At 68.5% G+C, this 24,217-nt stretch carries 23 protein-coding genes; 16 read left to right on the top strand and 7 right to left on the bottom strand.

Features of this window, described 5'->3' with window-relative positions:
* Nucleotides 1-206 precede the first annotated feature (206 nt).
* Entirely contained in the window at nucleotides 207-1,148 is a 942-nt protein-coding gene (locus tag ACEWX3_RS16260; protein WP_152517047.1) for a heme o synthase, read from the top strand.
* A 1-nt stretch (nucleotide 1,149) separates the two neighbouring features.
* Here the strand turns inward: ACEWX3_RS16260 and ACEWX3_RS16255 are convergent, their stop codons facing one another.
* A complete protein-coding gene (locus tag ACEWX3_RS16255; protein WP_207066574.1) occupies nucleotides 1,150-2,136 on the bottom strand; it encodes a quinone oxidoreductase in 987 nt (328 codons plus the stop codon).
* Between the two features lie 55 nt (nucleotides 2,137-2,191).
* Between ACEWX3_RS16255 and ACEWX3_RS16250 the strand changes: the two genes are divergently transcribed.
* Entirely contained in the window at nucleotides 2,192-3,148 is a 957-nt protein-coding gene (locus ACEWX3_RS16250) for a RimK family alpha-L-glutamate ligase (protein ID WP_374157081.1), read from the top strand.
* On the opposite strand, the gene ACEWX3_RS16245 is transcribed toward ACEWX3_RS16250, so the two are convergent.
* The 4 genes from ACEWX3_RS16245 to mptB form a co-directional block, all read right to left on the bottom strand.
* Nucleotides 3,098-4,033 (bottom strand): heme A synthase, encoded by a 936-nt coding sequence (locus tag ACEWX3_RS16245; protein WP_374159875.1) that lies wholly within the window; start codon nucleotides 4,031-4,033, stop codon nucleotides 3,098-3,100. The two genes, ACEWX3_RS16250 and ACEWX3_RS16245, sit on opposite strands and share 51 nt — an antisense overlap.
* A 67-nt stretch (nucleotides 4,034-4,100) precedes the next feature.
* A complete protein-coding gene (locus ACEWX3_RS16240) occupies nucleotides 4,101-4,895 on the bottom strand; it encodes an ABC transporter permease (protein WP_321187523.1) in 795 nt (264 codons plus the stop codon).
* Nucleotides 4,889-5,827 (bottom strand): ABC transporter ATP-binding protein, encoded by a 939-nt coding sequence (locus ACEWX3_RS16235; RefSeq protein ID WP_207066572.1) that lies wholly within the window; start codon nucleotides 5,825-5,827, stop codon nucleotides 4,889-4,891. Before ACEWX3_RS16235 ends, ACEWX3_RS16240 begins: the two co-directional genes overlap by 7 nt.
* On the bottom strand, nucleotides 5,824-7,548 hold the full coding sequence (gene mptB / locus ACEWX3_RS16230) for a polyprenol phosphomannose-dependent alpha 1,6 mannosyltransferase MptB (protein WP_374157080.1): 1,725 nt from the start codon (nucleotides 7,546-7,548) through the stop codon (nucleotides 5,824-5,826). Before mptB ends, ACEWX3_RS16235 begins: the two co-directional genes overlap by 4 nt.
* Nucleotides 7,549-7,604: 56 nt before the next feature.
* On the opposite strand from mptB, the gene ACEWX3_RS16225 reads away from it, so the two are divergent.
* From ACEWX3_RS16225 to ACEWX3_RS16195, 7 genes are all read left to right on the top strand, one after another.
* Nucleotides 7,605-8,387, top strand: a complete 783-nt coding sequence (locus ACEWX3_RS16225; RefSeq protein WP_374157079.1) for a helix-turn-helix transcriptional regulator — start codon at nucleotides 7,605-7,607, stop codon at nucleotides 8,385-8,387.
* 74 nt (nucleotides 8,388-8,461) lie between these two features.
* Nucleotides 8,462-9,901, top strand: coding sequence for a Fe-S cluster assembly protein SufB (gene sufB / locus ACEWX3_RS16220; protein WP_221356976.1), 1,440 nt, complete (start codon nucleotides 8,462-8,464; stop codon nucleotides 9,899-9,901).
* A gap of 2 nt (nucleotides 9,902-9,903) precedes the next feature.
* The gene (gene sufD, locus ACEWX3_RS16215; RefSeq protein WP_374157078.1) at nucleotides 9,904-11,103 is read left to right on the top strand and encodes a Fe-S cluster assembly protein SufD; all 1,200 of its coding nucleotides are present in this window, start codon (nucleotides 9,904-9,906) and stop codon (nucleotides 11,101-11,103) included.
* A 2-nt stretch (nucleotides 11,104-11,105) separates the two neighbouring features.
* Complete coding sequence (sufC, locus tag ACEWX3_RS16210) at nucleotides 11,106-11,882, top strand: Fe-S cluster assembly ATPase SufC (RefSeq protein ID WP_152517055.1); 777 nt, start codon at nucleotides 11,106-11,108, stop codon at nucleotides 11,880-11,882.
* A gap of 1 nt (nucleotide 11,883) precedes the next feature.
* Nucleotides 11,884-13,155, top strand: coding sequence for a cysteine desulfurase (locus ACEWX3_RS16205; protein WP_221356974.1), 1,272 nt, complete (start codon nucleotides 11,884-11,886; stop codon nucleotides 13,153-13,155).
* Complete coding sequence (gene sufU, locus ACEWX3_RS16200; RefSeq protein ID WP_374157077.1) at nucleotides 13,155-13,658, top strand: Fe-S cluster assembly sulfur transfer protein SufU; 504 nt, start codon at nucleotides 13,155-13,157, stop codon at nucleotides 13,656-13,658. Before ACEWX3_RS16205 ends, sufU begins: the two co-directional genes overlap by 1 nt.
* Entirely contained in the window at nucleotides 13,655-14,002 is a 348-nt protein-coding gene (locus tag ACEWX3_RS16195) for a metal-sulfur cluster assembly factor (RefSeq protein WP_152517057.1), read from the top strand. Before sufU ends, ACEWX3_RS16195 begins: the two co-directional genes overlap by 4 nt.
* A 10-nt stretch (nucleotides 14,003-14,012) precedes the next feature.
* Here ACEWX3_RS16195 and ACEWX3_RS16190 read toward each other — a convergent pair whose 3' ends face one another.
* Complete coding sequence (locus ACEWX3_RS16190; RefSeq protein ID WP_374157076.1) at nucleotides 14,013-14,693, bottom strand: haloacid dehalogenase type II; 681 nt, start codon at nucleotides 14,691-14,693, stop codon at nucleotides 14,013-14,015.
* Between the two features lie 92 nt (nucleotides 14,694-14,785).
* Here ACEWX3_RS16190 and ACEWX3_RS16185 point away from each other — a divergent pair, with 92 nt between their 5' ends.
* From ACEWX3_RS16185 to ACEWX3_RS16175, 3 genes are all read left to right on the top strand, one after another.
* Nucleotides 14,786-15,433, top strand: coding sequence for a hypothetical protein (locus tag ACEWX3_RS16185; protein WP_374157075.1), 648 nt, complete (start codon nucleotides 14,786-14,788; stop codon nucleotides 15,431-15,433).
* On the top strand, nucleotides 15,430-16,146 hold the full coding sequence (locus ACEWX3_RS16180; protein ID WP_207066565.1) for a flavodoxin family protein: 717 nt from the start codon (nucleotides 15,430-15,432) through the stop codon (nucleotides 16,144-16,146). The genes ACEWX3_RS16185 and ACEWX3_RS16180 overlap by 4 nt, the downstream gene beginning before the upstream one ends.
* 531 nt (nucleotides 16,147-16,677) lie before the next feature.
* Nucleotides 16,678-18,360 carry a family 16 glycosylhydrolase gene (locus ACEWX3_RS16175; RefSeq protein WP_374157074.1) on the top strand — a complete coding sequence of 561 codons (1,683 nt, stop codon included), beginning with the start codon at nucleotides 16,678-16,680 and terminating at the stop codon, nucleotides 18,358-18,360.
* A gap of 3 nt (nucleotides 18,361-18,363) precedes the next feature.
* Here ACEWX3_RS16175 and ACEWX3_RS16170 read toward each other — a convergent pair whose 3' ends face one another.
* The gene (locus tag ACEWX3_RS16170; protein ID WP_374157073.1) at nucleotides 18,364-19,188 is read right to left on the bottom strand and encodes a helix-turn-helix transcriptional regulator; all 825 of its coding nucleotides are present in this window, start codon (nucleotides 19,186-19,188) and stop codon (nucleotides 18,364-18,366) included.
* Between the two features lie 113 nt (nucleotides 19,189-19,301).
* Here ACEWX3_RS16170 and ilvD point away from each other — a divergent pair, with 113 nt between their 5' ends.
* The 4 genes from ilvD to ACEWX3_RS16150 all read left to right on the top strand — a co-directional run bounded on the left by ilvD (nucleotide 19,302) and on the right by ACEWX3_RS16150 (nucleotide 24,171).
* Entirely contained in the window at nucleotides 19,302-21,197 is a 1,896-nt protein-coding gene (ilvD, locus tag ACEWX3_RS16165) for a dihydroxy-acid dehydratase (protein ID WP_374157072.1), read from the top strand.
* Nucleotides 21,194-21,556: a thioredoxin gene (gene trxA, locus ACEWX3_RS16160; RefSeq protein ID WP_207066562.1), complete on the top strand. Its 363-nt coding sequence runs from the start codon at nucleotides 21,194-21,196 to the stop codon at nucleotides 21,554-21,556. Before ilvD ends, trxA begins: the two co-directional genes overlap by 4 nt.
* Nucleotides 21,557-21,579: 23 nt before the next feature.
* Complete coding sequence (locus ACEWX3_RS16155; RefSeq protein ID WP_221356962.1) at nucleotides 21,580-22,437, top strand: enoyl-CoA hydratase; 858 nt, start codon at nucleotides 21,580-21,582, stop codon at nucleotides 22,435-22,437.
* A 96-nt stretch (nucleotides 22,438-22,533) separates the two neighbouring features.
* Entirely contained in the window at nucleotides 22,534-24,171 is a 1,638-nt protein-coding gene (locus ACEWX3_RS16150; RefSeq protein ID WP_374157071.1) for an ABC-F family ATP-binding cassette domain-containing protein, read from the top strand.
* Nucleotides 24,172-24,217: the final 46 nt, after the last annotated feature.

Here is a 24,217-nt window from a genome sequence, read left to right as displayed (position 1 = left end):
GAGGAGCACTCCTTGACTTGGGCGGTGGGCATCCGGTTGTGAGTGGGTGATCCGCACCAACCACCCTAGTGCGGAACGCTGCGGCGACGCAGGGGTCATCCCTGGCCGGGGAGTCGGTGGGGACCCTGCGGTTCCGGGTACCCGCCCCGGCGGTCTACCATCCTCTGTAGTAGAAGTTCGTTGTTCGTCGTCGAGGAGTGGGTTGCGTGAGGATTCGCGAAGGCCATCTCGTCGACGACAGCCCGAACGGGTCCGTCCGCTTCCGCGACCGCATCCTCGGCTACATCGGGTTGACCAAGCCGCGCGTCATCGAACTGCTGTTGGTCACGACGATCCCGGCCATGCTGCTGGCGCACCGCGGCACGGTCGACCCGGTGCTGATCTTCAACACGCTGGTCGGTGGCCTGCTCGCGGCTGCCGGCGCCAACACGCTGAACTGTGTGGCCGACGCCGACATCGACAAGGTGATGAAGCGCACCGAACGCCGCGCCCTGGCACGCGCCACGGTGCCGCGCAGCCATGCGTTGATCTTCGGCTTGACCCTGTCGGTGGCCTCGTTCTTCTGGCTGTGGTGGACGACCAACATGCTCTCGGCCCACCTCGCAGGCGCCACCATCGCGTTCTACGTGCTGGTCTACACGTTGCTGCTCAAGCGGCGCACCTCGCAGAACGTGGTGTGGGGCGGGGCCGCGGGCTGCATGCCGGTGATGATCGGGTGGTCCGCGGTGACCGGCACGATCCAGTGGCCCGCGCTGGTGATGTTCCTGATCATCTTCTTCTGGACTCCTCCGCACACCTGGGCGCTGGCCATGCGCTACAAGGAGGACTACAAGGCCGCCGGTGTGCCGATGCTGCCCGCGGTGGCCACCGAGCAGCAGGTCACCAAACAGATCCTGATCTACACCTGGCTGACCGTTGCGGCGACGCTGGCGCTGGCGCTGGCCACCGGCTGGTTGTACGCCGCGGTGGCGATCGTGGCCGGCACCTGGTTCCTGGTGATGGCGCACCAGCTCTACGCCGGGGTGCGACGCGGCGAGCCGGTCAAGCCGCTGCGGCTGTTCCTGCAGTCCAACAACTACCTCGCGGTCGTGTTCCTCGCGCTGGCCGTCGACTCGGCCCTGGCCCTGCCCGCGCTGTTCAGCGTCTGACTCAGGGGACCAGCACCACCGACCCCACGGTCTGTCGGCCCTGCAGGTCCCGGTGGGCCTGCTGCGCCTCGTGCAACCGGTAGCGGTGGCTGACGGTCACCGACAGCGTGCCGTCGGCGATGGCGGTGAGCAGTTCGCCGGCCCGCCACGAGAACTCGTCGGGGGTGCGGGTGTAGTGCGCGAGGTTGGGTCGAGTCAGGTAGACCGACCCGGCCGCGTTGAGGCGCTGCGGGTCGACCGGGGGGACAGGCCCGCTGGCGGCGCCGAACAGCGCCAGCGTGCCTCGTACCGCCAAGCTCGCCAGGCTCGCGTCGAACGTCGACGCCCCCACACCGTCGTACACCGCGGCGACGCCGTTGCCGTCGGTGAGCTCGCGGATGCGGTCGCCGAACGCCTGCGCGTCGCCGGCGTCGCTGCCGGGATAGTCGAGGACCTCGATCGCGCCGGCCCGGCGTGACAGTTCGGCCTTGTCCGGTGTCGACACCGTGGTGATGACGCGAGCAGCCAGCGCGGTCGCCCATTGCGTCAGGATCAGTCCCACCCCGCCGGCGCCCGCGTGCATCAGCACGGTGTCGCCCTGCTGGACCGCATAGGTGGACTTGAGCAGGTAGTGCGCCGTCATGCCCTTGAGCAGGGCCGAGGCCACGGCGTCGGGGGCCACGCCGTCCGGCACGTAGGCGACGAAGTCGGCCGGCGCCAGACAGTACTCGGCGTATGCGCCGGACGCCTTGTCGGTGACGACCCGGTCGCCGACCGTCAGGGCGGCGACGTCGTCGCCGACGGCCTCGATGACGCCGCACACCTCGCTGCCGACGACGAACGGCAGCTCGCGCGGATACAGCCCGGAGCGGAAATAGGTGTCGATGAAGTTGACGCCGATCGCCTCCGCGCGGATCAGCACCTGGCCGGGGCCGGGTTCGGGTCGCGGCTTCTCCACGTGGGACAGGACTTCCGGTCCGCCGGTCTCGGCGACTTCGATGGCGTACATAGGCCCATCATGCCCGCCGCGGTGCCGGGCGCCCCCTCGGTAACATTGCTTCGCCATGAAGACGGCCCGGCCCGACCTGTTCCACCCGCGGATCGTGTTCGCGGGGTGTCCGGCATTGCCGGACGGCGACGGCGATGACGCCGGACTGGTCGGCGCGCTGCGTCGCCGCGGACTGCACGCGCGTTGGATGTCCTGGGACGACCCGGCGGCGCTCGAGGCGGACCTGGTGATCCTGCGCGCGGCCTGGGACTACACCGAACGGCTGGACGAGTTCCTGGACTGGACGCGCCGGGTGCCGCGTCTGCTGAACTCGCCCGACGTGGTGGCCTGGAACACCGACAAGCGCTACCTGGGCGACCTGGCCGACGCCGGCGTGCCGACGGTGCCGAGTTGTTTCATCGCGCCCGGGCAACGCTTCGAGCTGCCTGAGGGTGTGCTGTCGCGGGGTGGCGAGATCGTCGTCAAGCCGGCGGTCGGCGCGGGGTCGTCCGGTGCGCTGCGGTTCTCCGAGGCGGAGGCGGCGGGCGCGCACGCGGCGATGCTGCAGGCCGGTGGCCACACCGTGCTGGTGCAGCCGTTCGACCCGCGTGTCGAGGCGGGGGAGACGGCGCTGGTGTTTCTCGGCGGCGCGGCGTCGCACGCGTTCACCAAAGGCCCGATCCTCCCGCCGCCGGGGGGTGCGCCGGTGTTCGACGAGTCGGGTACCTACGCGCAGGAGCGGCTGTCGCCCGCGGATCCTGATTTCGAGCTGTGGGACCTCGGCCACGCGGCGCTGTCGGCGGCCGCGGCGCACCTGGGTATCGCGGTCTCGGAACTGTTGTACGCACGGGTGGACGTCATCGGCGGTCCCGACGCACCCGTGCTGCTCGAGCTCGAATTGGTGGAGCCGTCGCTGGGCTGGCGCCAGCTGGACGCGCCGAGCCGACTGCGTCAGCAGCGGGTCTTCGCGCTGGGTGTGGAGTCAGCGCTGGAGCGGTTCGGCCTCGGTCCGCTCTCGCATCGACGCCCATAGCGCCGCGGTGGCCGCGGTGCAGGCCGCCGCGCCGGCGACATGCAGCGCTACCAGTGCCGCGGGCACGCCGGTGAAGAACTGGATGGTGCCCAGCAGGCCCTGCGCGGCGACCAGGACCACGAGCACCGCCAGCCGGGTGCGTACTTCGCGCGGAGCACGCACAGCCAGAAGCCCGAACCCCAGGCCGATCACCAGCGACAGGTAGGCCACCAGCAGCGACGAATGCATGTGCACCAGCGTGGTGATCTCGATCTGCAGGCGGGGTACCGGGCGGTCCAGGCTCTTGTCGCCGGCGTGTGGTCCGGCTCCGGTGACCATGGTGCCCGTGACGAGCACCGCGGCGAGGGCCACGGCGCTCAGTGCCGCCAGCCGGCGCAGCGGAGCGGGGACGCAGGCGACGTAGCTGCCGGTGTCGGGTTGTGCGATCTTGACGTACAGCAGCACCGCCAGCCAGACCATCGTCATCGATGCGAGCAGGTGAATCGCCACGGTCCACCACAGCAGTCCGGTGAGGACGGTGATGCCCCCGATCACGGCCTGCACCACCGTCGACGCGGGCATCAGCCAGGCGTAGAACAGGACCTCCCGGCGGCGCCGCGCCCGCACCACGGCGAGCACCGCGGCGGCAGCGGTGAGCACGACGAGGAACGTCAGCAGCCGGTTGCCGAACTCGACAGCCTGGTGGATGCCGGGTACCTCGGGATGGGGAACGGGGGTGAAGCTGCCCGGGAAACACTGTGGCCAGGTCGGGCACCCCAGCCCGGAGGCGGTCACCCGCACGATCGCACCGGTCACCGCGATCCCGCCCTGGGTGAGGATCACCGCCGCAGCGATGACGCGCTGCACGCGCAGGCTCGGTTCCGGAAGCAGGTCGACGAGCCGCATGAAGAGTCGTTTCACGGGCACCTTGTGATGGTAGAGGCTCGCTAACTACATCCCGTAGTAGGGGCGGTCAGGTGAACCGGAACCAGCGCAGCGCGCACACCGCACCGACCGCCCCCCACACCGCCAGCACGGCCAGCCCGAACCAGTCCACCGAGAGTGTCATCGCCTGCGACAGCGCCTCGGTGAGTGCACCGGACGGGGTCAGCCTGGCGACCCAGGCCACCGCCGACGGCACCATCGCGTCCTCGCCACTCTGGCCCTCGACGGTCAGGGCGCCCAGCCCGGCGAAGACGAACCACAGCAGGTTCGCCAGTGCCAGCACGATCTCGGCGCGCAGGGTGCCGCCCAGCAGCAATCCCAGCGCGGCGAACACCGCCGTGCCCGCCGCGATGATCACCGCACCCAGCACCAGACCCGCCAGCGGCGGCCGCCAGCCCAGGGCCGCGCCGATGGCGCCGAGTACCACCGACTGCAGGATCACCACCGTGACCACGGCCAGCGATTTGCCCGCGATGATGCCCCACACCGGCAGCGCGGTGGCACCGAGTCGTTTGAGCGCGCCATAGCGCCGATCGAACGCCACGGCGATGGCCTGGCCGGTGAACGCGGTCGAGATGACCGCCAGTGCGACGATCGCCGGCACGAACGTGGCGGCGCGGTTGGGTCCGAACGATCCCAGCGGCAGCAACGTGAGCCCGACCAGCAGGGTGATCGGGATGAACATGGTCAGCAGCAATTGCTCGCCGTTGCGCAGCAGCAGGCGAAGCTCCAGAGCGAACTGCGCGGCCAGCATGCGCGGGACGGGGGCCGGGCGGGGATCGGGATCGAAGGTGCCCGGGGCGAATCGATTCTCGGTCACGATCGCAGCTCCCGGCCGGTCAGGTCCAGGAACACGTCTTCGAGGCTGCGCTGTTCCACGCGCATGTCGGTGGCCAGCACGTCCAGTCTGGCGCACCACGCGGTGACGGTGGCCAGCACCTGGGGGTCGATTCGGCCCTCCACGAGGTATTCGCCCGGCGCTGCTTCGACGGCCCGGTAGCTCTCGGGAAGCGCGGTGACGAGCAGGCTCAGATCGAGCTTGCGCGGGGCCCGGAACCGCAGTTGGTTCTCGGCGCCGTTGCGGGTGAGCTCAGTCGGGGTGCCGGTCGCCACCGCGGTCCCGTGGTCGATGATCAGGATTCGGTCGGCCAGTTCCTCGGCCTCGGCCAGCTGGTGCGTCGTGAGCACCACGGTGACCCCGTCGCGGCGCAGCGCGTCGATCAACTCCCAGACGACGATACGCGCGTGGGCGTCCATGCCGGCAGTGGGTTCGTCCAGGAACACCAGCTCAGGACGTCCCACCACGGCACAGGCCAATGCGAGCCGCTGCTGCTGGCCGCCGGACAGCCGTCGGTACGGCGTGCGCGCCGACTCGCTGAGGCCCAGCGTGTTCAACAGCCACTGGGGGTCCAACGGGTGGGCGGAGTAGGCGGCCACCAGGTTGAGCATCTCGCCGGCCTTGGCGGCGGGATAGGCCCCTCCGCCCTGCAGCATCACCCCGGTGCGGGCCCGCACCTGTGCGTTGTCGGCGACGGGGTCGAGCCCGAGGATCTCGATGGAGCCGGCATCGGGTGCGAGGAAGCCCTCACACATCTCCACCGTGGTCGTCTTCCCGGCGCCGTTGGGGCCCAGCAGGGCGAACACCTCGGCCGACCCGACCTCCAGGTCCAGCTCGGACACCGCGGTCAGCGAGCCGTAGCGCTTGCTGACTCCACGCAGCCGCACCGGCGTCGATGAGCGTTCGCGCGGGGTCACGGGGATTCAGCGTAGGCGTCGCTCCTGGGTGCGGGCCGCGCCGGTGGTGAGGTGGGGTCGCCGGATGCCGCAGTGTCGTTGCCGCCGGCTGGGTCTGGATCCGGGTCGGGCAGTGCACGCCACGGCAGGCGCCGGTAGGTCAGGGCCATCAGCACCGCCACGATTACCGTGCTGGCCAGCGTCGCCAGCACGATCTGGAACAGCGCGAAGCGGTCGCCGTTGGCGGTCGGCCCGAAGATGCCGACCACCAGCGTGACGACGATCACCGCGACCCGGAACTTGGGCAGCGTGGCCCAGGCCGCGAGCGGAATGATCGCCCAGAGCAGATACCAGGGCTGGACCACGGGGAACAGCAGCACCGTGGCGCCGAGCGCGACACCCAGCCCACCCACGGGGTGCAGGCGCCCGCGCAGCACCGACAGCAGCAGCCAGGTCACGATGAGCGCGATCAGCGTCACGCCGATCGCGCGGGTCAGCGCCAGCACGGCGGTGGTGTGGTCACCGAGTCCGAGCAGGATGCCGACTTGCCCGGTGCCCAGGGCCAGCAGCGTCGGCGGCGACATCCAGCTGCGCACGACGTTGGCCGTGCCCAGCGTGAACAGCCAGCCGAAGCCCAGCCCACTGGCCCAGCCGATCAACGCCATCACCGCCAGCGCCACCGTGCCCAGTAGGCCGCTGGCGGCCACAAACGCCCGCACCGTGCCGCCCCACTGATGCGCCAGAGCCATCGCCACGAATCCCAGTGCCAACAGCGAGGGCAACTTGACCTGCGACGACAACGTGATCAGGACGGCGCCGAGCACCACGATCGCCAGCGGGGACCAGCGGGCCGGCCCGAGGGACAGGTGCGGTGGTCGCGACGACGACCCGTCGTTGGCGGCTCGCATGGCCTCGATGCCGCGCAGCGCGAACTCGGTGCCGGCCAGCATGAGGCCCAGCATCAGCGCCTCGTTGTGAATGCCGGCCACCAGATGCATGAACAGCAGCGGATTGCAGGGGCCCAGCCACAGCGCGCTGACCTCCGCGACGCCGCAGCGGCGGGCCAACCGTGGGGTGGCCCAGACGATGAGTCCGACGCCGACGAGTACGACCAGACGATGGAACAACACGGCTTCGACGATGTTCTCGCCGGTGATGCTCGATATGCCCCGCCCGATCCACAGGAACAACGGGCCGTAGGGCGCCGGGGTCTCCCGCCACAGGCTGGGCACCGACAGCGTGAAGACGTGGTCCAACCCCAGGCCGGTCGCCGGTCCGACCCGGTACGGGTCGCTGCCCTGCAGCGAGATCTCGCTCTGGGCCAGATAGGAGTACACGTCCTTGCTGTACATCGGTGGAGCGATGAGCAGCGGCAACGTCCACAACAGCAGCGTGCGGTCGAGTTGGCTGCGCGTCATACGCCGCTCACCGAGCGCGAACCGGCCCAGCATCAGCCAGGCCAGTGCCATCATCACCGCGCCGGTGGTGGTCATCGTCAGTGACACCGTCTGGATCCGTGACGGCAGGTTGAGCAGCCGCACCCCGAACGTCGGATCCTGGATGACCGGCCGGGCGCCGGCGCCCAGCGCACCGATGGCCATGAGCACGGTGCCGGTGGCGCCGAACAGCCGGGTGCGGCGCATCGCGATGAGCTCAGCGTCGTTCAGTGGTGTGCCGACCGCGCGCTCGTCGCCGTGCCAACCGGCGATCGAGGTGCTCAACGAAGAGAGGCGGCCTGCCACGATGGCAGCGTAACCGCCGGATATTCCCGGGCGGTCGGGGTAAGTCGATGTGAGCATTGCGACACCCACCGATAAGGGTGCCCTTCCTAGACCCTGTCGGGGAATTGCGTCACACTGGTGTTGTGAAAATCCGTACGCAGCGCTCGACCGCACCGAACCCGGTGTCGTCGCATGCTGTCGACGGTGACACCCACGGTCACACCCGTGGCGCGATCATCAGGCTCCTGCTGGAGTCCGGTCCCACCACCGCGGGTCGCATCGGCGACGAACTCGGCCTGTCCGCCGCGGGCGTCCGGCGGCACCTCGATGCGCTCATCGAGGCCGGCGATGCCCAGGCCAACGCCGCGGCGGCCTGGCAGCAGGAGGGGCGTGGTCGGCCCGCCAAGCGCTACCAGCTCACCGCAGCTGGTCGGGCCAAGCTCGAACACACCTACGACGACCTGGCGTCCGCGGCCATGCGGCAACTGCGGGAGATCGGCGGCGACGACGCCGTGCGCACGTTCGCGCGCCGGCGCATCGATGCGATCCTCGCCGGTGTCGAGCCGGCCGACGGGGACGTCCAGGAGGCCGCCGATCGGGTCGCCGATGCGCTCAGTCAGGCCGGTTACGCCACCACGACCACCCAGGTGGGCGGTCCGCTGCGCGGCGTGCAGATCTGTCAGCACCACTGCCCGGTGTCCCACGTGGCCGAGGAGTTCCCGGAATTGTGCGAGGCCGAGCAGCAGGCGATGTCCGAGGTTCTGGGTACCCACGTCCAGAGGCTGGCGACCATCGTCAACGGCGACTGCGCCTGCACCACCCACGTCCCGTTGAGTTCGGGCGCGCTGCCGCAACGGTGACCGTCCGAACTCGCACGACCTTCGGCGCACAGCCCGCGCCGGAGTAACCACCAGAGCAAAAGGAGTGTGTCGCAATGACACTCACACCGGAGGTCAAGCCAGAGGCGCTGACCCAGGAAGAGACCATCGCGTCCCTGGGCCGGTACGGCTATGGCTGGGCCGACTCCGATGTCGCAGGCGCCAGTGCGCAGCGGGGGCTGTCCGAGGCCGTGGTCCGCGACATCTCTGCCAAGAAGAACGAACCGGAGTGGATGCTCGACATCCGGCTCAAGGCGTTGCGCACCTTCGACAAGAAGCCCATGCCGTCCTGGGGATCGAACCTCGAGGGTATCGACTTCGACAACATCAAGTACTTCGTGCGTTCCACGGAGAAGCAGGCCGCCAGCTGGGAGGACCTGCCCGAGGACATCCGCAACACCTACGACAAGCTGGGCATCCCGGAAGCCGAGAAGCAGCGCCTGGTGTCCGGCGTGGCGGCCCAGTACGAGTCCGAGGTCGTCTACCACCAGATCCGCGAAGATCTCGAGGCGCAGGGTGTTCTCTTCCTCGACACCGACAGTGCCCTGCGCGAACACCCAGAGGTCTTCAAGGAGCACTTCGGCACCGTGATCCCGGCCGGAGACAACAAGTTCTCCGCGCTGAACACCGCGGTGTGGTCGGGCGGCTCGTTCATCTACGTGCCGCCGGGCGTGCACGTCGACATCCCGCTGCAGGCCTACTTCCGGATCAACACCGAGAACATGGGCCAGTTCGAGCGCACGCTGATCATCGTCGACGAAGACGCCTACGTGCACTACGTCGAAGGCTGCACCGCGCCGATCTACAAGAGCGACTCGCTGCACTCGGCGGTGGTCGAGATCATCGTCAAGCCCGGTGGCCGGTGCCGCTACACGACGATCCAGAACTGGTCGAACAACGTCTACAACCTGGTCACCAAGCGTGCCCGGGCCGAGGCCGGCGCCACCATGGAGTGGGTCGACGGCAACATCGGCTCCAAGGTCACGATGAAGTATCCCGCGGTGTGGATGACCGGCGAGCACGCCAAGGGTGAGGTGCTCTCGGTGGCCTTCGCCGGCGAGGGGCAGCACCAGGACACCGGCGCCAAGATGCTGCACCTGGCGCCGCACACGTCGTCGAACATCGTGTCCAAGTCGGTGGCGCGCGGCGGCGGACGGGCGTCCTATCGCGGCCTGGTCCAGGTCAACAAGGGCTCGTACGGATCCCGCTCGAGCGTGAAATGCGATGCGCTGCTCGTCGATACGGTCAGCCGCAGCGACACCTATCCCTACGTCGACATCCGCGAGGACGACGTCACGATGGGCCACGAGGCCACCGTGTCGAAGGTCAGCGAGGACCAGATGTTCTATCTGATGAGCCGCGGTCTGACCGAGGACGAGGCGATGGCGATGGTCGTGCGCGGGTTCGTCGAGCCGATCGCGAAGGAACTGCCGATGGAGTACGCGTTGGAGCTCAACCGGCTCATCGAGCTGCAGATGGAAGGTGCGGTCGGATAACAGTGACGTCGAATCTGACTCAGGCTGTGGAGGGCTCGGCGCTCTCCGCGGTCAACAAGGGAGAGATCTTCTCGTCCTTCGACGTCGACGCCTTCGAGGTGCCCGGCGGTCGAGACGAGATCTGGCGGTTCACCCCGCTCAAACGGCTGCGTGGACTGCATGACGGGTCGGCGGGATCGGATGGCCGCGCCACCGGTTCGGCCGGCATCACCGTCACCGAGCGTCCCGGCGTCACCGTCGAAACCGTCGGACGCGACGACGAGCGGCTCGGCCAGGCCGGTGCTCCCACCGACCGCGTTGCCGCGCAGGCGTATTCATCGTTCGACACCGCCACCGTGGTGACGGTCGCCCGCGACACCGAGGTGAGCGAACCGATCGAGATCGCGATCACCGGTCCCGGTGAGGGCGCCGTGGCCTACGGCCACCTGCAGATCCGCGTCGAGGAACTCTCGCGTGCCATCGTCGTGGTCGACCTGCGCGGGAGCGGGACCTACGCCGACAACGTCGAGATTCTCGTCGGGGACTCGGCCGGCGTCGGAGTGATCTGGATCGCCGACTGGGACGACGACATGGTCCACGTCAGTTCGCATCACGCCACACTCGGCAAGGATGCCGTGATCGGGCATGTGAACGTCACCCTCGGCGGAGACGTGGTGCGGACCACGGCGACGGTGCGCTACACCGCCCCTGGCGGGGACGCCCAGATGTTGGGCACCTATTTCGCCGACGACGGACAGCATTTCGAGTCCCGGCTCCTGGTCGACCACGCCCACCCGAACTGCAAATCCGACGTGCTCTACAAGGGGGCGCTGCAGGGTGATCCCGACTCGGCCAAGCCCGATGCGCACACCGTCTGGGTCGGCGACGTCCTGATCCGCGCCGCGGCGACCGGCACCGATACTTTCGAGGTCAACCGCAACCTGGTGCTGACCGACGGAGCCCGGGCGGACTCGGTGCCGAATCTGGAGATCGAGACCGGCGAGATCGCCGGCGCCGGACACGCCAGCGCCACCGGTCGTTTCGACGACGAGCAGCTGTTCTATCTGCGCTCGCGCGGGATTCCCGAGGAAGCGGCACGGCGGCTGGTCGTGCGCGGCTTCTTCAACGAGATCATTGCCAAGATCGCCGTGCCCGCGGTGCGTGAGCGTCTGACCGAAGCCATTGAACGAGAACTAGCCATCACGGAATCGAGAACCTCGTAACCATGACCACTCTGGAAATCAAAGACCTGCACGTGTCGGTCGCCAACCCCGACGCGGCCGGCGAGCAGATCCCCATCCTCAAGGGTGTGAACCTCACCGTGCGCTCGGGCGAGACCCATGCGGTGATGGGCCCCAACGGGTCCGGCAAGTCGACGCTGTCCTACGCGATCGCCGGTCACCCCAAGTACACCGTCACCTCCGGCTCCATCACCCTGGACGGCCAGGACGTCCTCGAGATGGAGGTCGACGAGCGGGCCCGCGCGGGGCTGTTCCTGGCGATGCAGTACCCGGTCGAGGTACCCGGCGTGTCGATGTCGAATTTCCTGCGCACCGCGGCCACCGCCGTGCGTGGCGAGGCGCCGAAGCTGCGGCACTGGGTCAAAGAGGTCAAGGGCGCGATGGGCGACCTGGGCATCGATCCGTCCTTCGGTGAGCGCAGCGTCAACGAGGGGTTCTCCGGCGGCGAGAAGAAGCGCCACGAGATCCTGCAGCTGGGGCTGCTCAAGCCGAAGATCGCCATCCTCGACGAAACCGACTCCGGTCTCGACGTCGACGCGCTGCGGGTGGTCAGCGAGGGAGTCAACCGGTATGCGAAGGACGAGGACGGCGGCATCCTGTTGATCACCCACTACACGCGGATCCTGCGCTACATCCAGCCGCAGTTCGTCCACGTCTTCGTCGATGGCCGGATCATCGAGTCCGGTGGTCCGGAGCTGGCCGACGAACTCGAGGAGAACGGTTACGAGCGCTTCACCCAGGCTGCGGCCGCCGGAGCCTGACATGACGGCCGTGCGGACGCCCGGCCTGCACCGGGGCGACACCATCGACGTCGAGCGGATCCGGGTGGATTTCCCGATTCTGAGCCGGGTGATGCGAGGCGGACACCAGCTGGCCTACCTGGATTCCGGCGCGACGTCGCAGAAGCCCCTGGCGGTGCTCGACGCCGAGCGTGACTTCCTGACCACGTCCTACGGCGCGGTGCACCGCGGTGCGCATCAATTGATGGAGGAAGCGACCGACGCCTACGAACAGGGCCGCGACGACATCGCGGCGTTCGTCGGCGCGCGGGCCGACGAACTGGTCTTCACCAAGAACGCGACCGAGGCCCTCAACCTGGTGTCCTACGTGCTGGGCGACGACCGGTTCGACCGCACGGTCGGTCCCGGCGACGTGATCGTCACGACCGAACTCGAGCACCACGCCAACCTCATTCCGTGGCAGGAATTGGCGCGCCGGACGGGCGCGACCCTGCGCTGGTACGGGGTGGACGAGCAGGGGCGCATCGATCTGGATTCGCTGCAGCTCGATGAGCGGGTGAAGGTGGTGGCGTTCAGCCACCATTCGAACGTCACCGGAACGGTCGCGCCGGTGGCCGAGCTGGTCGCACGGGCGAAGGCGGTCGGAGCGCTGACGGTGCTCGACGCCTGCCAGTCCGTGCCGCATCAGCCGGTCGACCTGCACGACCTCGACGTGGACTTCGCTGCGTTCTCCGGCCACAAGATGCTCGGTCCGACCGGTATCGGAGTGCTCTACGGCAGGGCGGCGCTGCTCGAGGAGATGCCGCCGTTTCTGACCGGCGGATCGATGATCGAGACCGTCACGATGGAGATGGCCACCTACGCGCCGCCCCCGCAGCGGTTCGAGGCCGGCACGCCGATGACGTCCCAGGTGGTCGGTCTGGGTGCCGCCGCCCGGTATTTGACCGAACTCGGCATGCCGGCCGTCGAAGCCCACGAACGCGAACTGGTGGCGGCCGCGCTGACCGGGCTCGCCGAAATCGACGCGGTCCGCATCATCGGCCCGACCTCGATGGCCGACCGCGGCTCGCCGGTGTCGTTCGTGGTGGACGGCATTCACGCCCACGATGTCGGGCAGGTCCTCGACGACGACGGTGTGGCGGTGCGCGTCGGTCATCACTGCGCATGGCCCCTGCACCGCAGGTTCGGGCTGGCGGCGACCGTGCGGGCCTCCTTCGCGGTGTACAACACCGTCGACGAGGTGGATCGCCTGGTCGCCGGGGTACGCCGGGCGCTGGAGTTCTTCGGAGACTGATGAGGCTCGAGCAGATCTACCAGGAAGTGATCCTGGATCACTACAAGCATCCGCACCATCGCGGGCTGCGTGAGCCCTTCGGCGCCGAGGTGCATCACGTCAATCCGACCTGTGGTGACGAGGTGACGTTGCGGGTGGCGTTGTCCGACGACGGTCAGACCGTCGACGACATCTCCTACGACGGTCAGGGTTGCTCGATCAGCCAGGCGTCGACGTCGGTACTGACCGATCAGGTGATCGGTCAGAGCGTCGGGGATGCGCTCAAGACCGTGGCGGCGTTCTCGGAGATGGTGTCGTCTCGCGGCCGGATCGACGGGGACGAGGAAGTGCTCGGTGACGGGGTGGCTTTCGCCGGGGTCGCGAAGTATCCCGCCCGGGTGAAATGTGCACTGCTGGGCTGGACCGCGTTCAAGGCCGCGCTGGCGGAGGCCGGCGCATCGGACACCGCGCTGGCACTCGCCGGCAGCGGCGACGCTGCTGAAGAAGCTGAGGAGAACTCATGAGTGACACCGCACTGCCCAACGACGAACTGTTGGCCGAGCTCGAGGAGGCCATGCGCGACGTCGTCGATCCCGAGCTGGGCATCAACGTCGTCGACCTCGGACTGGTCTACGGCATCGACGTCGAGAAGAGCGACGGTGGACCCGTCGCGTTGATCGACATGACGCTGACGTCGGCGGCGTGTCCGCTGACCGATGTGATCGAGGATCAGTCGCGTACCGCGCTGGTGGGTGCGGGGCTGGTCAACGAGATCAAGATCAACTGGGTGTGGAACCCGCCGTGGGGCCCGGACAAGATCACCGACGACGGGCGTGAGCAGCTGCGAGCGCTCGGGTTCACGGTGTAGCGAACTCGGGTCAACCCAGCAGGGCGGCCAGCTCGATCAGATCGGTGGCCACCAGCGAGGGCCGGGGCAGAGAGTCGGAGGGGAGTACGGCGTTGCCCGGACGGGCGATGAACGCCGCGCTCATCCCGGCGGCTTGCGCGCCCATCGTGTCCCAGATATGGGCCGCGACCATCATGCAGTCCGTGGGCAGGACCCCGAGTTCGGCGGCAACGCCGGTGTAGAGCCGGGTGGTCGGCTTGAACACCCCGAATGTGTCGACACTGAACTGCCGCTCGAAGTGACCTGCCAGTCCGGCGTTCTCGAGCGGTGTCGGGGCCCCGGCCGACGGCGGTGAGTTCGTCAGGGTGACAAGGCGGTAGCCCCGGTCGGCCAGGGTGGTCAGGCCTTCGGCGACGTCCGGGTGGGCCGGCATCGTGCGCATGCTCTGCCCGAGTCGCTCGAGGTCGTCGGACCCGACAGCAACCCCGTGCACGTCCCCGAGCATTCGCAGGACCGAGCGGCCGAGGGTGAAGAAATCCACGTAGCTGCCGGACAGGGTCACCGTCATCGAGTACATGACCAGCTGGCCGAACCATTCCCGCAGCACCCGTGGGTCGCCGAACAGGCCGTCGAACACCGGGGCCAGCGCATCGATGTCGATCAGCGTCTCGTTGACATCGAACACCAACACCGACGGTTCATCCGCAGTCACGCCTTTCACGATCTCATTCTGCGTACGCGGCTTTCGTGTAACGCTCGACCTGGACGACCGCACTGTCTCGGGTGCAGGCGAGAGGAGCCGAGGTGGCCGAGGGTTTCGACCAGCGCTATGTGCGCACCCGTGTCCAGTTGCACGGCTTGGCGGAAGGTCTGATCGCCGGCCCGCAGTATCGGTCGGCGGGCACGATCCGGCTGTCGGTCTACGCCGACGGGTTCGGTGGCGCCGCGTCACCGCTGTCCATCCGCGGCATGCGGTTCGACTGGGCCGACGGGTCCGCGCCGTTGGCGGGTACGCCACGGGAGTTGGCCCGGGCCGCGGGTGTCGACTTCGGCGCACCCGAGGACGTCTATCCAGCCACCGGTCTGGTGGACGCCGAGACGACTCTCGCTGTCGATGAAGCCGCCGCCACCCTCATCATCCGCAGCCACCATGCAGGCAGCCAGGCTTTGCGGCAGCTGTTCACAGAGCAGCAGCCGGTTCTGTGGCCCGAACACTTCGACGTCGCGGTGAGCGTGAGCGACGTCAACTACGGCGTCTCGGCGGGCGACGGGTACCACCCGACGCCCTACGCGTATGTGGGTCCCTGGATACCGCGAACCGGCTCGTTCTGGAACGCCCCGTTCGGTGCGGCGTATCCGCTGAACACCAACGACGACTGCGCAGAGCTCATCATCGGCATCGTCGAATTCTTCGAACAGGGCACAGCCGAACTGGAGGAACACGCCCCATGACCGACATCGACCCGGATTTCAGTGACCTTCGCGCCTTGTTCATCAACTGCACGCTCAAGAGGTCGCCCGAGATCAGCCACACCGAGGGCCTGATCCGGATCAGTTCCGCCATCATGGAGCGACACGGCGTCGCGGTCGAGGTGGTCCGCGCCGTCGACCATGACATCGCGACCGGGGTGTGGCCGGACATGCGGGAGCACGGCTGGCCGAGCGACGACTGGCCCGCCATCTTCGAGCAGGTCCTGGCCGCCGACATCCTGGTGCTCGCGGGTCCGATCTGGCTCGGCGACAACAGCTCGGTGATGAAGCGGGTGCACGAACGGTTGTACGGAGGGTCGCACCTGCTCAATGATGCCGGCCAGTATCTCTACTACGGCCGGGTCGGTGGGTGCCTGATCACCGGCAACGAGGACGGAGTCAAGCACTGTGCGCAGAACGTGCTGTACACGCTTCAGCACATCGGGTACACGATCCCGCCGCAGGCCGATGCCGGCTGGATCGGTGAAGCCGGCCCGGGCCCGTCGTACCTCGACCCGGGTTCGGGTGGGCCGGCCAACGATTTCACCAACCGCAACACCACCTTCATGACCTGGAATCTGATGCACCTGGCCCGGATGCTGAAGAACAGCGGAGGTGTGCCGGCCTACGGCAACGTCCGCGCGGGGTGGGACGCGGGATGCCGGTACGACTTCGTCAATCCGGAGTACCGCTGACCCTGATGTTGCCTCTCTGCTTTCGGCAATTGTGACGTCGGCGCGCGCCGCGGGCAGTTCCACTGAAAAGGCCGCGCAGAGCGCTGCAATTGCCGATTGCCGCCCGCAGGAATGAGGCGCTGGCAAACGCCGAGTGCTGCGCTGCAAATGTCGATCACGCCTTCGTTTTTCGTCCGGCCCCTGTTCTGAAATTTGCGGAGTGGAATTTTTCGGAAGAAAACAAGCGCGTGGTCACGTCATTGGATATCGTTTGCTGCACAGCGAGGTCAGTCAGCGGAGAGGCGTTGCACGAGAGCCTTTTTCTGCACCGTTAGCGCTGATGCGTGTGCGAGGGGGCGTCCGCATCGGGATTCCTGTATTCGCTGTGGCGTGGCGTTCTTGGGGCGGTCGCGCCGTGTTCGTTTCTGTTTCTTGTCGCCGACAGCAGGGATGGATGGAGTCATGCGAAGTCGCCACAGTGATTGCTCGCCGGGGGTCAACGGCAAATACTTGTTGGCCAGCGGTGTGGTCGTTGCCGGACTCGGTGCGGCCATGCTGACCGCTAGCGTCGCCACCGCTTCGGCCACTCCCGCCGACTCCGGTGCATCCGCCGGCTCGTCGTCGCAGGACGGCACCTCGCCGCGGGATGCCAATTCCTCCGACGGGTCCACCACGGCGAGTGCACCGGATGACGACGCGACCGACAGAGCGTCCGACGACGCGACCGATCATTCGGTCGGCGACGAGCTCGACGATTCCGACGCCGTCGGCGAGCCCGATGAGGTGACCGAGGAGATCTCGCAGGACTCCGACGATGAAGCAGTGGACCCGAACCGAGACACGGTCGACCTCGTCGAATCCGTCGACATCTCCGGTGAGAACGACTTCTCCGATGAGAACGACATCGCCGGCGAGGAGAGCGCAGGCGCGGGAAACGACACCGACGAGGGAACCGCCTCGGGTGCGGACGACGCGGGCGCGGGAGACGCCGGCGGAGAAGAACAGGTCGGAACCACGCAGGGCGACGATTCCGGCTCCGACGAGTCCGGCGGGGTGAGCATGCCGGTCCCGGTCACGCGCAAGGAGACCGATCACGGCGAGGTACTGCGGGACGCGGTCGACCGCGCGCCCGCTCCGGTCGACCGCGCGCCCGCTGCAGCGCAGGCGCATCGCGTCGCGGCGGACCCGCCCGCCGAGACCGCATCGGCCCAGTCCGCGATGTCGGTCACCGCCGCACCCCCTGCCCGGATCACGGTCGGCTCGATGATCGTCGACATGCTCTACTCCCTGGGAATTCGCAATACCGGGTTGGGGGCCGACTTCCTGGCCATTCCTGTGCCGCGCTTCATCGAGTCCTGGTGGCAGGGTGTGCGCACCCGCATCTACCGCGACGTGGTCATTCCCGAACCGGCGCCCGAACCCGAACCGGAGCCCGAACCCGAACCGGCTCCTGCGCCCGAGCCGGCCGACCCAGAGTTGTTGTGGGAGAGCAACTTCACCGACATGGCCGAGGCGCTGCGGTACTGGGGCCTGCAGACCGGGCGATGGGGCGCTCCGGCGGGGGAGAACCAGTACTACACCGACGGCGACAACGTCTACATCGACGCCGACGGGAACCTCGTCATCGACGCCCGGCGAGAGGCCACGCCCGACGGGCTCGGCGCACCGCACAACTACACCTCGGCGCGCGTGGTCACCTACGGCAAGCAGTCCTTCGGCGTGGGCACCAGGGTGGTGGCACGCATCCAGATGCCGGCCACGCAGGGCAGCCTGCCGGCGTTCTGGTCGGTGGGCCTCGAACCGGGTCACGAATTCGACTGGCCGCGGCAAGGCGAGATCGACATCGTCGAGATCCCCGGGCTGGGCACCCCGCAGTCACGGCGGGTCTGGACGGGCAACATCCACGGTCCGGACGACACCGACAACGGCGTCGACGTCACACTGCACGACGTCGCTGCCGACCTGGGCATCGATCTGTCGCAGGGGTTCCACGACTACGGCATGGACTGGTATGCCGACCGCATCGTCTGGCACGTCGACGGCGTCGAGGTCGGCAGCATCACCCAGGCCCAGTACGAGGCTCTGGGCGGCGACTGGACACCCTTCTCCGGGGCCTGGGACCACTACCTGATCCTCAATGTGGCGGTCGGCAACCCCTGGACCGGGGACCCGGACCCGTCGGCGCCGTTCCACGCACAGATGAAGGTCGACTGGGTCAAGGCCTATCAGCTGTGACCCTCAGTGCTCCTCGAGCAGCGAGCGGGTGGTCTCGTCCAGCGGGGTGTAGACCACCAGCTGCAGGTCCGGGCGGTCCGAGGGGCGCAGTTGATGGTGTTCGAGCCGCAGCCGGCCCGCACCGGGACGGTGGAACACCCGCTCGCGGGACTCGAACCCCGCCACCGGGTGACCGTCCCAGCCGCTGCAGAACTCGGGGCTGGCGGTCCGCAACCGGTCGACCAGGGCCACGATCGCCGGGTCGCCCAGCCGGCTGGCGGACTCGGCGCGGAACTCGGCGAGGAACCGGCGGCTGGTGACCTCCCAGTCGTCCACCAGCTCGCGCACCGCGGGGTCGGTGAACACCAGCCACAGCAGGTTGCGATCTGCCGCTCCGACCTTCGCCACGTTGGGGTACAGCGACGCGTACGCGCGGTTCCACGCCACGATCGTCCAGTCGGCGGCCAGCGCGTAGGCGGGCCTGCCCGCCAGCTCGTCCAACAGGCGCTGGATGTGCGCCGGCGCCGGTTCGACGGTGTCGGCGTGCAGGTGCGGCGGCGGGGCGTAGCCGGCCAGGCTGAGCAGGTACTGATGCTCCGGGCCGGAAAGCCGCAGTGCCGTGGCGATCGCGTCCAGCACCTGCCGCGACGGCGTGATCGGCCGGGCCTGCTCGAGCCAGGTGTACCACGTCACGCTGACACCACAGAGCGCAGACACCTCCTCGCGGCGCAGCCCGACCGTGCGGTCCCGGGGCAGCGCCGGCAAGCCGTGCAGCTCTCGCGACATCTCGGTGCGGCGGGCCCGCAGGAACGCGGCCAGCTCGGCGCGGCTGTCGGAGTGTCCCGCCATGGCTGACCATCGTATTCGTGGAAAACGCCCGCCTCCGCGATCGGACCTGGTGCTCTCACTACTAGCAGCGCCGCCGTCTTCCGGGCGGCACCGCGCAGCGCAAGGCTGAGCAGATGCCTGAACTTCGCTCCCGCACCGTCACCCACGGTCGCAACATGGCCGGCGCCCGGGCATTGCTGCGCGCGGCCGGCGTCGCGGCGGCCGACTTCGGCAAACCGCTGGTGGCGGTGGCCAACAGCTTCACCGAATTCGTGCCCGGCCACACCCACCTTCAGCCCGTCGGCCGGATCGTCTCCGAGGCGGTCAAGGCCGCCGGTGGGATCCCGCGGGAGTTCAACACCGTCGCCGTCGACGACGGCATCGCGATGGGGCACGCCGGCACGTTCTATTCGCTGCCGTCACGCGACCTCATCGCCGACTCGGTCGAGTACATGGTCGAAGCGCATCGCGCCGACGCGCTGGTCTGCATCTCCAACTGCGACAAGATCACCCCCGGCATGTTGATGGCGGCGTTACGGTGCAATATCCCGACCGTGTTCGTCTCGGGCGGCCCCATGGAAGGCGGGCGCACCACCCTCGCCGACGGGGCCCGCAAAACCGGCATGCACCTGATCGACACCATGACGACGGCCGCCGATACCGCGGTCAGCGACGACGACCTGACCCGGATCGAGGAAGCCGCGTGCCCGACCTGCGGATCGTGTGCCGGCATGTTCACCGCGAACTCGATGAACTGCCTGGTCGAAGTGCTGGGTCTGGCGCTACCCGGCAACGGCACCACGCTCGCGACCCATGTCGCGCGCCGTGCTCTCTACGAGAGAGCCGGCGCACTGGTGGTCGAACTGGCGCACCGGTGGTACGACCACGACGACGACACCGCGCTGCCGCGTCGTATCGCCGACCGCGCCGCATTCGGCAACGCGATGGCCGTCGACATCGCCATGGGCGGCTCGACGAACACCGTGCTGCATCTGCTGGCCGCCGCCCACGAAGCCGGTCTGGACTTCGGTCTCGACGACATCGACGCGGTGTCACGCAGCGTGCCGTGTCTGTGCAAAGTCGCGCCCAACGGCACGCACCTGATCGAGGATGTCCACCGCGCCGGTGGCATGCCCGCGCTGATGGGTGAACTCAACCGTGCCGGTCGGCTCACCGGGGACGTCTGCGCCGTACACGCCAGCTCGCTGCCGCAGTGGCTGGGTCGCTGGGACGTCCGCGGCGGCCCCGCCACCGCTGAGGCGCATGACCTGTTCCGGGCTGCCCCGGGCGGGCGCCGCACAGCGGCGGCGTTCACCGCGACGGAGTTGCACGAATCGCTGGACACCGACGCCGTCGCAGGATGCATCCGCGACGCCGCGCACGCATACAGCGAAGACGGGGGCCTGGCGGTGCTGCGCGGGAACCTGGCGCCCGACGGCTGTGTGGTCAAGACCGCCGGCGTCGAGGCGTGCATGCTGAGATTCTCCGGAGCCGCGGTGGTGGTCGAGTCGCAGGAAGAGGCCGTCGACGCCATCCTCAACGGCCGGGTGCTCGCCGGGGATGTTCTCGTCGTGCGATACGAGGGGCCCCGCGGCGGGCCGGGCATGCAGGAGATGCTGCACCCCACGTCCTTCCTGAAGGGCCGCGGTCTGGGCTCGGTCTGCGCGCTCCTCACCGATGGCCGGTTCTCCGGCGGCAGCTCGGGCCTGTCCATCGGGCACGTGTCACCGGAGGCCGCGGCGGGCGGCGCGATCGCGCTGGTCGAGGACGGCGACCTGATCGACATCGACGTCCCCGGGCGCCGTGTCGAGCTACGGGTGGGCCCCGATGAGCTGACCCGGCGGCGGACCGAGCAGCTGCACCATGGGGGGTTCCGACCTCGGCACCGGAACCGGCCGGTATCCACCGCTCTACGGGCTTACGCCGCGTTGACGACGTCGGCCGACCGCGGCGCTGTGCGCCACGTGCCTGCGGATCCGGTAGTGGACGGGGGAACACCACACCGTTCGCGGGCGTTGACAGACACGTGACTACTCAAGACATCACCGCCGAACAGTTCAACGACATCGTCACCGACAACGAGATCGTTCTGGTCGACTTCTGGGCGTCGTGGTGCGGACCGTGTAAGCAGTTCGCCCCGACGTATGCGGCGTCCTCGGAGAAGCACCCCGACGTCGTGTTCGCCAAGGTCGACACCGAGGCCGAGCAGCAACTCGCAGCCGCGGCCGACATCCGTTCCATCCCGACGCTGATGGCCTTCAAGAAGGGCAAGCTGGTGTTCAACCAGGCCGGCGCCCTGCCTCCGGCCGCGCTGGAGGACCTGGTCCAGAAGGTCAAGGAGTTCGACATCGACGCCGCGGTGGCCGCGCAGGAGAACGGGCAGGAATAACCTGCCCCGGCACGCCCGCTAGCGTGCTGAGCGTGACCGAGCAGCAGAACTCCGCACCGTTGGTCCTCGTCGACCGCCCGAGCGAACACGTGGCGGTCGTGACGCTCAACCGGCCCGAGCGCATGAACTCGATGGCCTTCGACGTCATGGTGCCGCTGAAGAGCGCACTCGACGAGCTGTCGTACGACAATTCCGTCCGCGCGATCGTGCTGACCGGGGCGGGGCGCGGGTTCTCCTCGGGCGCTGACCACAAGTCGGCGGGGTCCGTGCCGCATGTGGACGGTCTGACCAGGCCGACGTATGCGCTGCGGTCCATGGAGGTGCTCGACGACGTCATCCTGGCACTGAGGAAGCTGCACCAACCGGTGATCGCCGCGGTCAACGGCGCCGCCATCGGCGGCGGCCTGTGCCTCGCGCTGGCCTGCGACATCCGTATCGCCTCGGTCGAGGCTTATTTCCGTGCCGCCGGGATCAACAACGGCTTGACGGCCAGTGAGTTGGGCCTGTCCTACCTGCTGCCGCGTGCCATCGGCACGTCCCGCGCCTTCGAGTTGATGCTCACCGGCCGCGACGTGGATGCCGAGGAGGCCGAGCGCATCGGCTTGGTGTCGCGCGCCGTGGCGCCCGCTGAACTGCTCGATGTCTGCGTGCAGATGGGGGAGCGGATCGCGTCGTTCTCGCGGCCCGGCATCGAGTTGACCAAGCGCACATTGTGGAGCGGTCTCGACGCGGGCAGCATGGAGGCGCACATGCAGGCCGAAGGCCTTGGTCAGCTGTACATCCGGCTGCTCACCGACAACTTCGACGAGGCGGTCGCCGCGCGAGCACAGCAGCGCCCGCCGGTGTTCACCGACGACAAGAACCCGCGGCCGGGCAATTGAGTTGGCGCCCGGTCGGGCCTGCACACTAGCCTTGGAAGGCTGGTCACGGGCGCGTAGTGCGCCCGATGTCGATTCACATGCAACAGGAGGGTCAGCGTGATCACCGCAACGGACCTCGAGGTCCGCGCCGGGGCGCGCACACTGCTCTCCACCGAGGGATCGGCGCTTCGGGTCCAGCCGGGTGACCGGATCGGGCTGGTGGGGCGCAACGGCGCGGGCAAGACGACGACGATGAGGATCCTGGCCGGCGAAGGTGAGCCCTACGCCGGATCGATCTCCCGATCAGGTGAGATCGGATATTTGCCGCAGGATCCCCGCGAAGGCGATCTGGACATGCTCGCCCGGGACCGGGTGCTGTCCGCCCGCGGTCTGGACACGCTGCTGGCCGACCTGGAGAAGCAGCAGGTGCTGATGGCCGAGGTGGCCGACGACACGGCCCGCGACAAGGCGGTCCGCCGCTACGGCCAACTCGAGGAACGGTTCGCGGCGCTGGGCGGTTACGCGGCCGAGAGCGAGGCCGGTCGTATCTGCGCCAGCCTCGGCCTGCCCGAGCGGGTGTTGACGCAGCCGTTGCGCACGCTGTCGGGCGGTCAGCGGCGCCGGGTGGAGCTGGCGAGGATCCTGTTCGCCGCCAGCGACGGCGCCGGCGGCGGGGCCGGCTCCCAGACCACGCTGCTGCTCGACGAACCGACCAACCACCTCGACGCCGACTCGATCGGCTGGTTGCGCACGTTCCTGCAGAATCACAGCGGCGGGCTCGTGGTGATCAGCCACAACGTCGAGTTGCTCGCCGACGTGGTCAACCGGGTGTGGTTCCTCGACGCCGTGCGCGGTGAAGCCGATGTGTACAACATGGGCTGGCAGAAGTATCTCGATGCCCGCGCCACCGACGAAGCGCGCCGGCGTCGCGAGCGCGCCAACGCCGAACGCAAAGCCGCCGCACTGCGGACCCAGGCTGCCAAGATGGGCGCCAAGGCCACCAAAGCCGTTGCCGCACAGAACATGCTGCGTCGCGCTGACCGCATGATGGCCGCGCTGGACGAGGAGCGGGTGGCCGACAAGGTGGCGCGGATCAAATTCCCCACCCCGGCCGCATGCGGACGTACCCCGCTGGTGGTCAAGGGACTGACCAAGAACTACGGCTCACTGGAGGTGTTCACCGGCGTCGATCTGGCGATCGACCGCGGCTCGCGGGTCGTCGTGCTGGGCCTCAACGGTGCAGGCAAAACCACGCTGCTGCGGCTTCTCGCCGGGGTGGAGACCCTCGATGCGGGTGTGATGGAACCGGGCCATGGCTGCAAGATCGGTTATTTCGCGCAGGAGCACGACACTCTCGACGACCACGCTTCGGTGTGGGAGAACATCCGCCACGCGGCGCCGGACACCGGCGAACAGGACCTGCGCGGTTTGCTGGGCGCCTTCATGTTCACCGGCGCCCAGCTCGAGCAGCCGGCCGGCACGTTGTCCGGTGGCGAGAAAACGCGCCTCGCGCTGGCCGGTCTGGTCGCGTCCACCGCCAACGTGCTGTTGCTGGACGAGCCGACGAACAACCTGGATCCGGCGTCTCGCGAACAGGTCCTCGACGCGTTGCGCAGCTACGTCGGGGCGGTGGTGCTGGTCACGCACGACCCGGGCGCCGCCGAAGCCCTCGATCCGCAGCGCGTGGTACTGCTTCCCGACGGCACCGAGGATTTCTGGTCGGAGCAATACCGCGATCTGATCGAATTGGCCTGACCGTCCCCAGGTGTCAACCCTCCAACTGCGGGGTATGTGTGTCGGA

The sequence above is a fragment of the Mycobacterium sp. G7A2 genome (assembly GCF_041902445.1).
Taxonomy (GTDB): domain Bacteria; phylum Actinomycetota; class Actinomycetes; order Mycobacteriales; family Mycobacteriaceae; genus Mycobacterium.
This window is presented reverse-complemented; position numbering and strand designations above follow the sequence as displayed.

Excerpts from the sequence above, each read along its gene's own strand:
- ACEWX3_RS16255 (WP_207066574.1), bottom strand. The coding sequence starts at position 2,136 with ATGTACGCCATCGAAGTCGCCGAGACCGGCGGACCGGAAGTCCTGTCC.
- ACEWX3_RS16250 (WP_374157081.1), top strand. The coding sequence starts at position 2,192 with ATGAAGACGGCCCGGCCCGACCTGTTCCACCCGCGGATCGTGTTCGCG.
- ACEWX3_RS16245 (WP_374159875.1), bottom strand. The coding sequence starts at position 4,033 with ATGCGGCTCGTCGACCTGCTTCCGGAACCGAGCCTGCGCGTGCAGCGC.
- sufB (WP_221356976.1), top strand. The coding sequence starts at position 8,462 with ATGACACTCACACCGGAGGTCAAGCCAGAGGCGCTGACCCAGGAAGAG.
- sufC (WP_152517055.1), top strand. The coding sequence starts at position 11,106 with ATGACCACTCTGGAAATCAAAGACCTGCACGTGTCGGTCGCCAACCCC.
- ACEWX3_RS16205 (WP_221356974.1), top strand. The coding sequence starts at position 11,884 with ATGACGGCCGTGCGGACGCCCGGCCTGCACCGGGGCGACACCATCGAC.
- sufU (WP_374157077.1), top strand. The coding sequence starts at position 13,155 with ATGAGGCTCGAGCAGATCTACCAGGAAGTGATCCTGGATCACTACAAG.
- ACEWX3_RS16195 (WP_152517057.1), top strand. The coding sequence starts at position 13,655 with ATGAGTGACACCGCACTGCCCAACGACGAACTGTTGGCCGAGCTCGAG.
- ACEWX3_RS16180 (WP_207066565.1), top strand. The coding sequence starts at position 15,430 with ATGACCGACATCGACCCGGATTTCAGTGACCTTCGCGCCTTGTTCATC.
- ACEWX3_RS16175 (WP_374157074.1), top strand. The coding sequence starts at position 16,678 with ATGCTGACCGCTAGCGTCGCCACCGCTTCGGCCACTCCCGCCGACTCC.
- ACEWX3_RS16170 (WP_374157073.1), bottom strand. The coding sequence starts at position 19,188 with ATGGCGGGACACTCCGACAGCCGCGCCGAGCTGGCCGCGTTCCTGCGG.
- ilvD (WP_374157072.1), top strand. The coding sequence starts at position 19,302 with ATGCCTGAACTTCGCTCCCGCACCGTCACCCACGGTCGCAACATGGCC.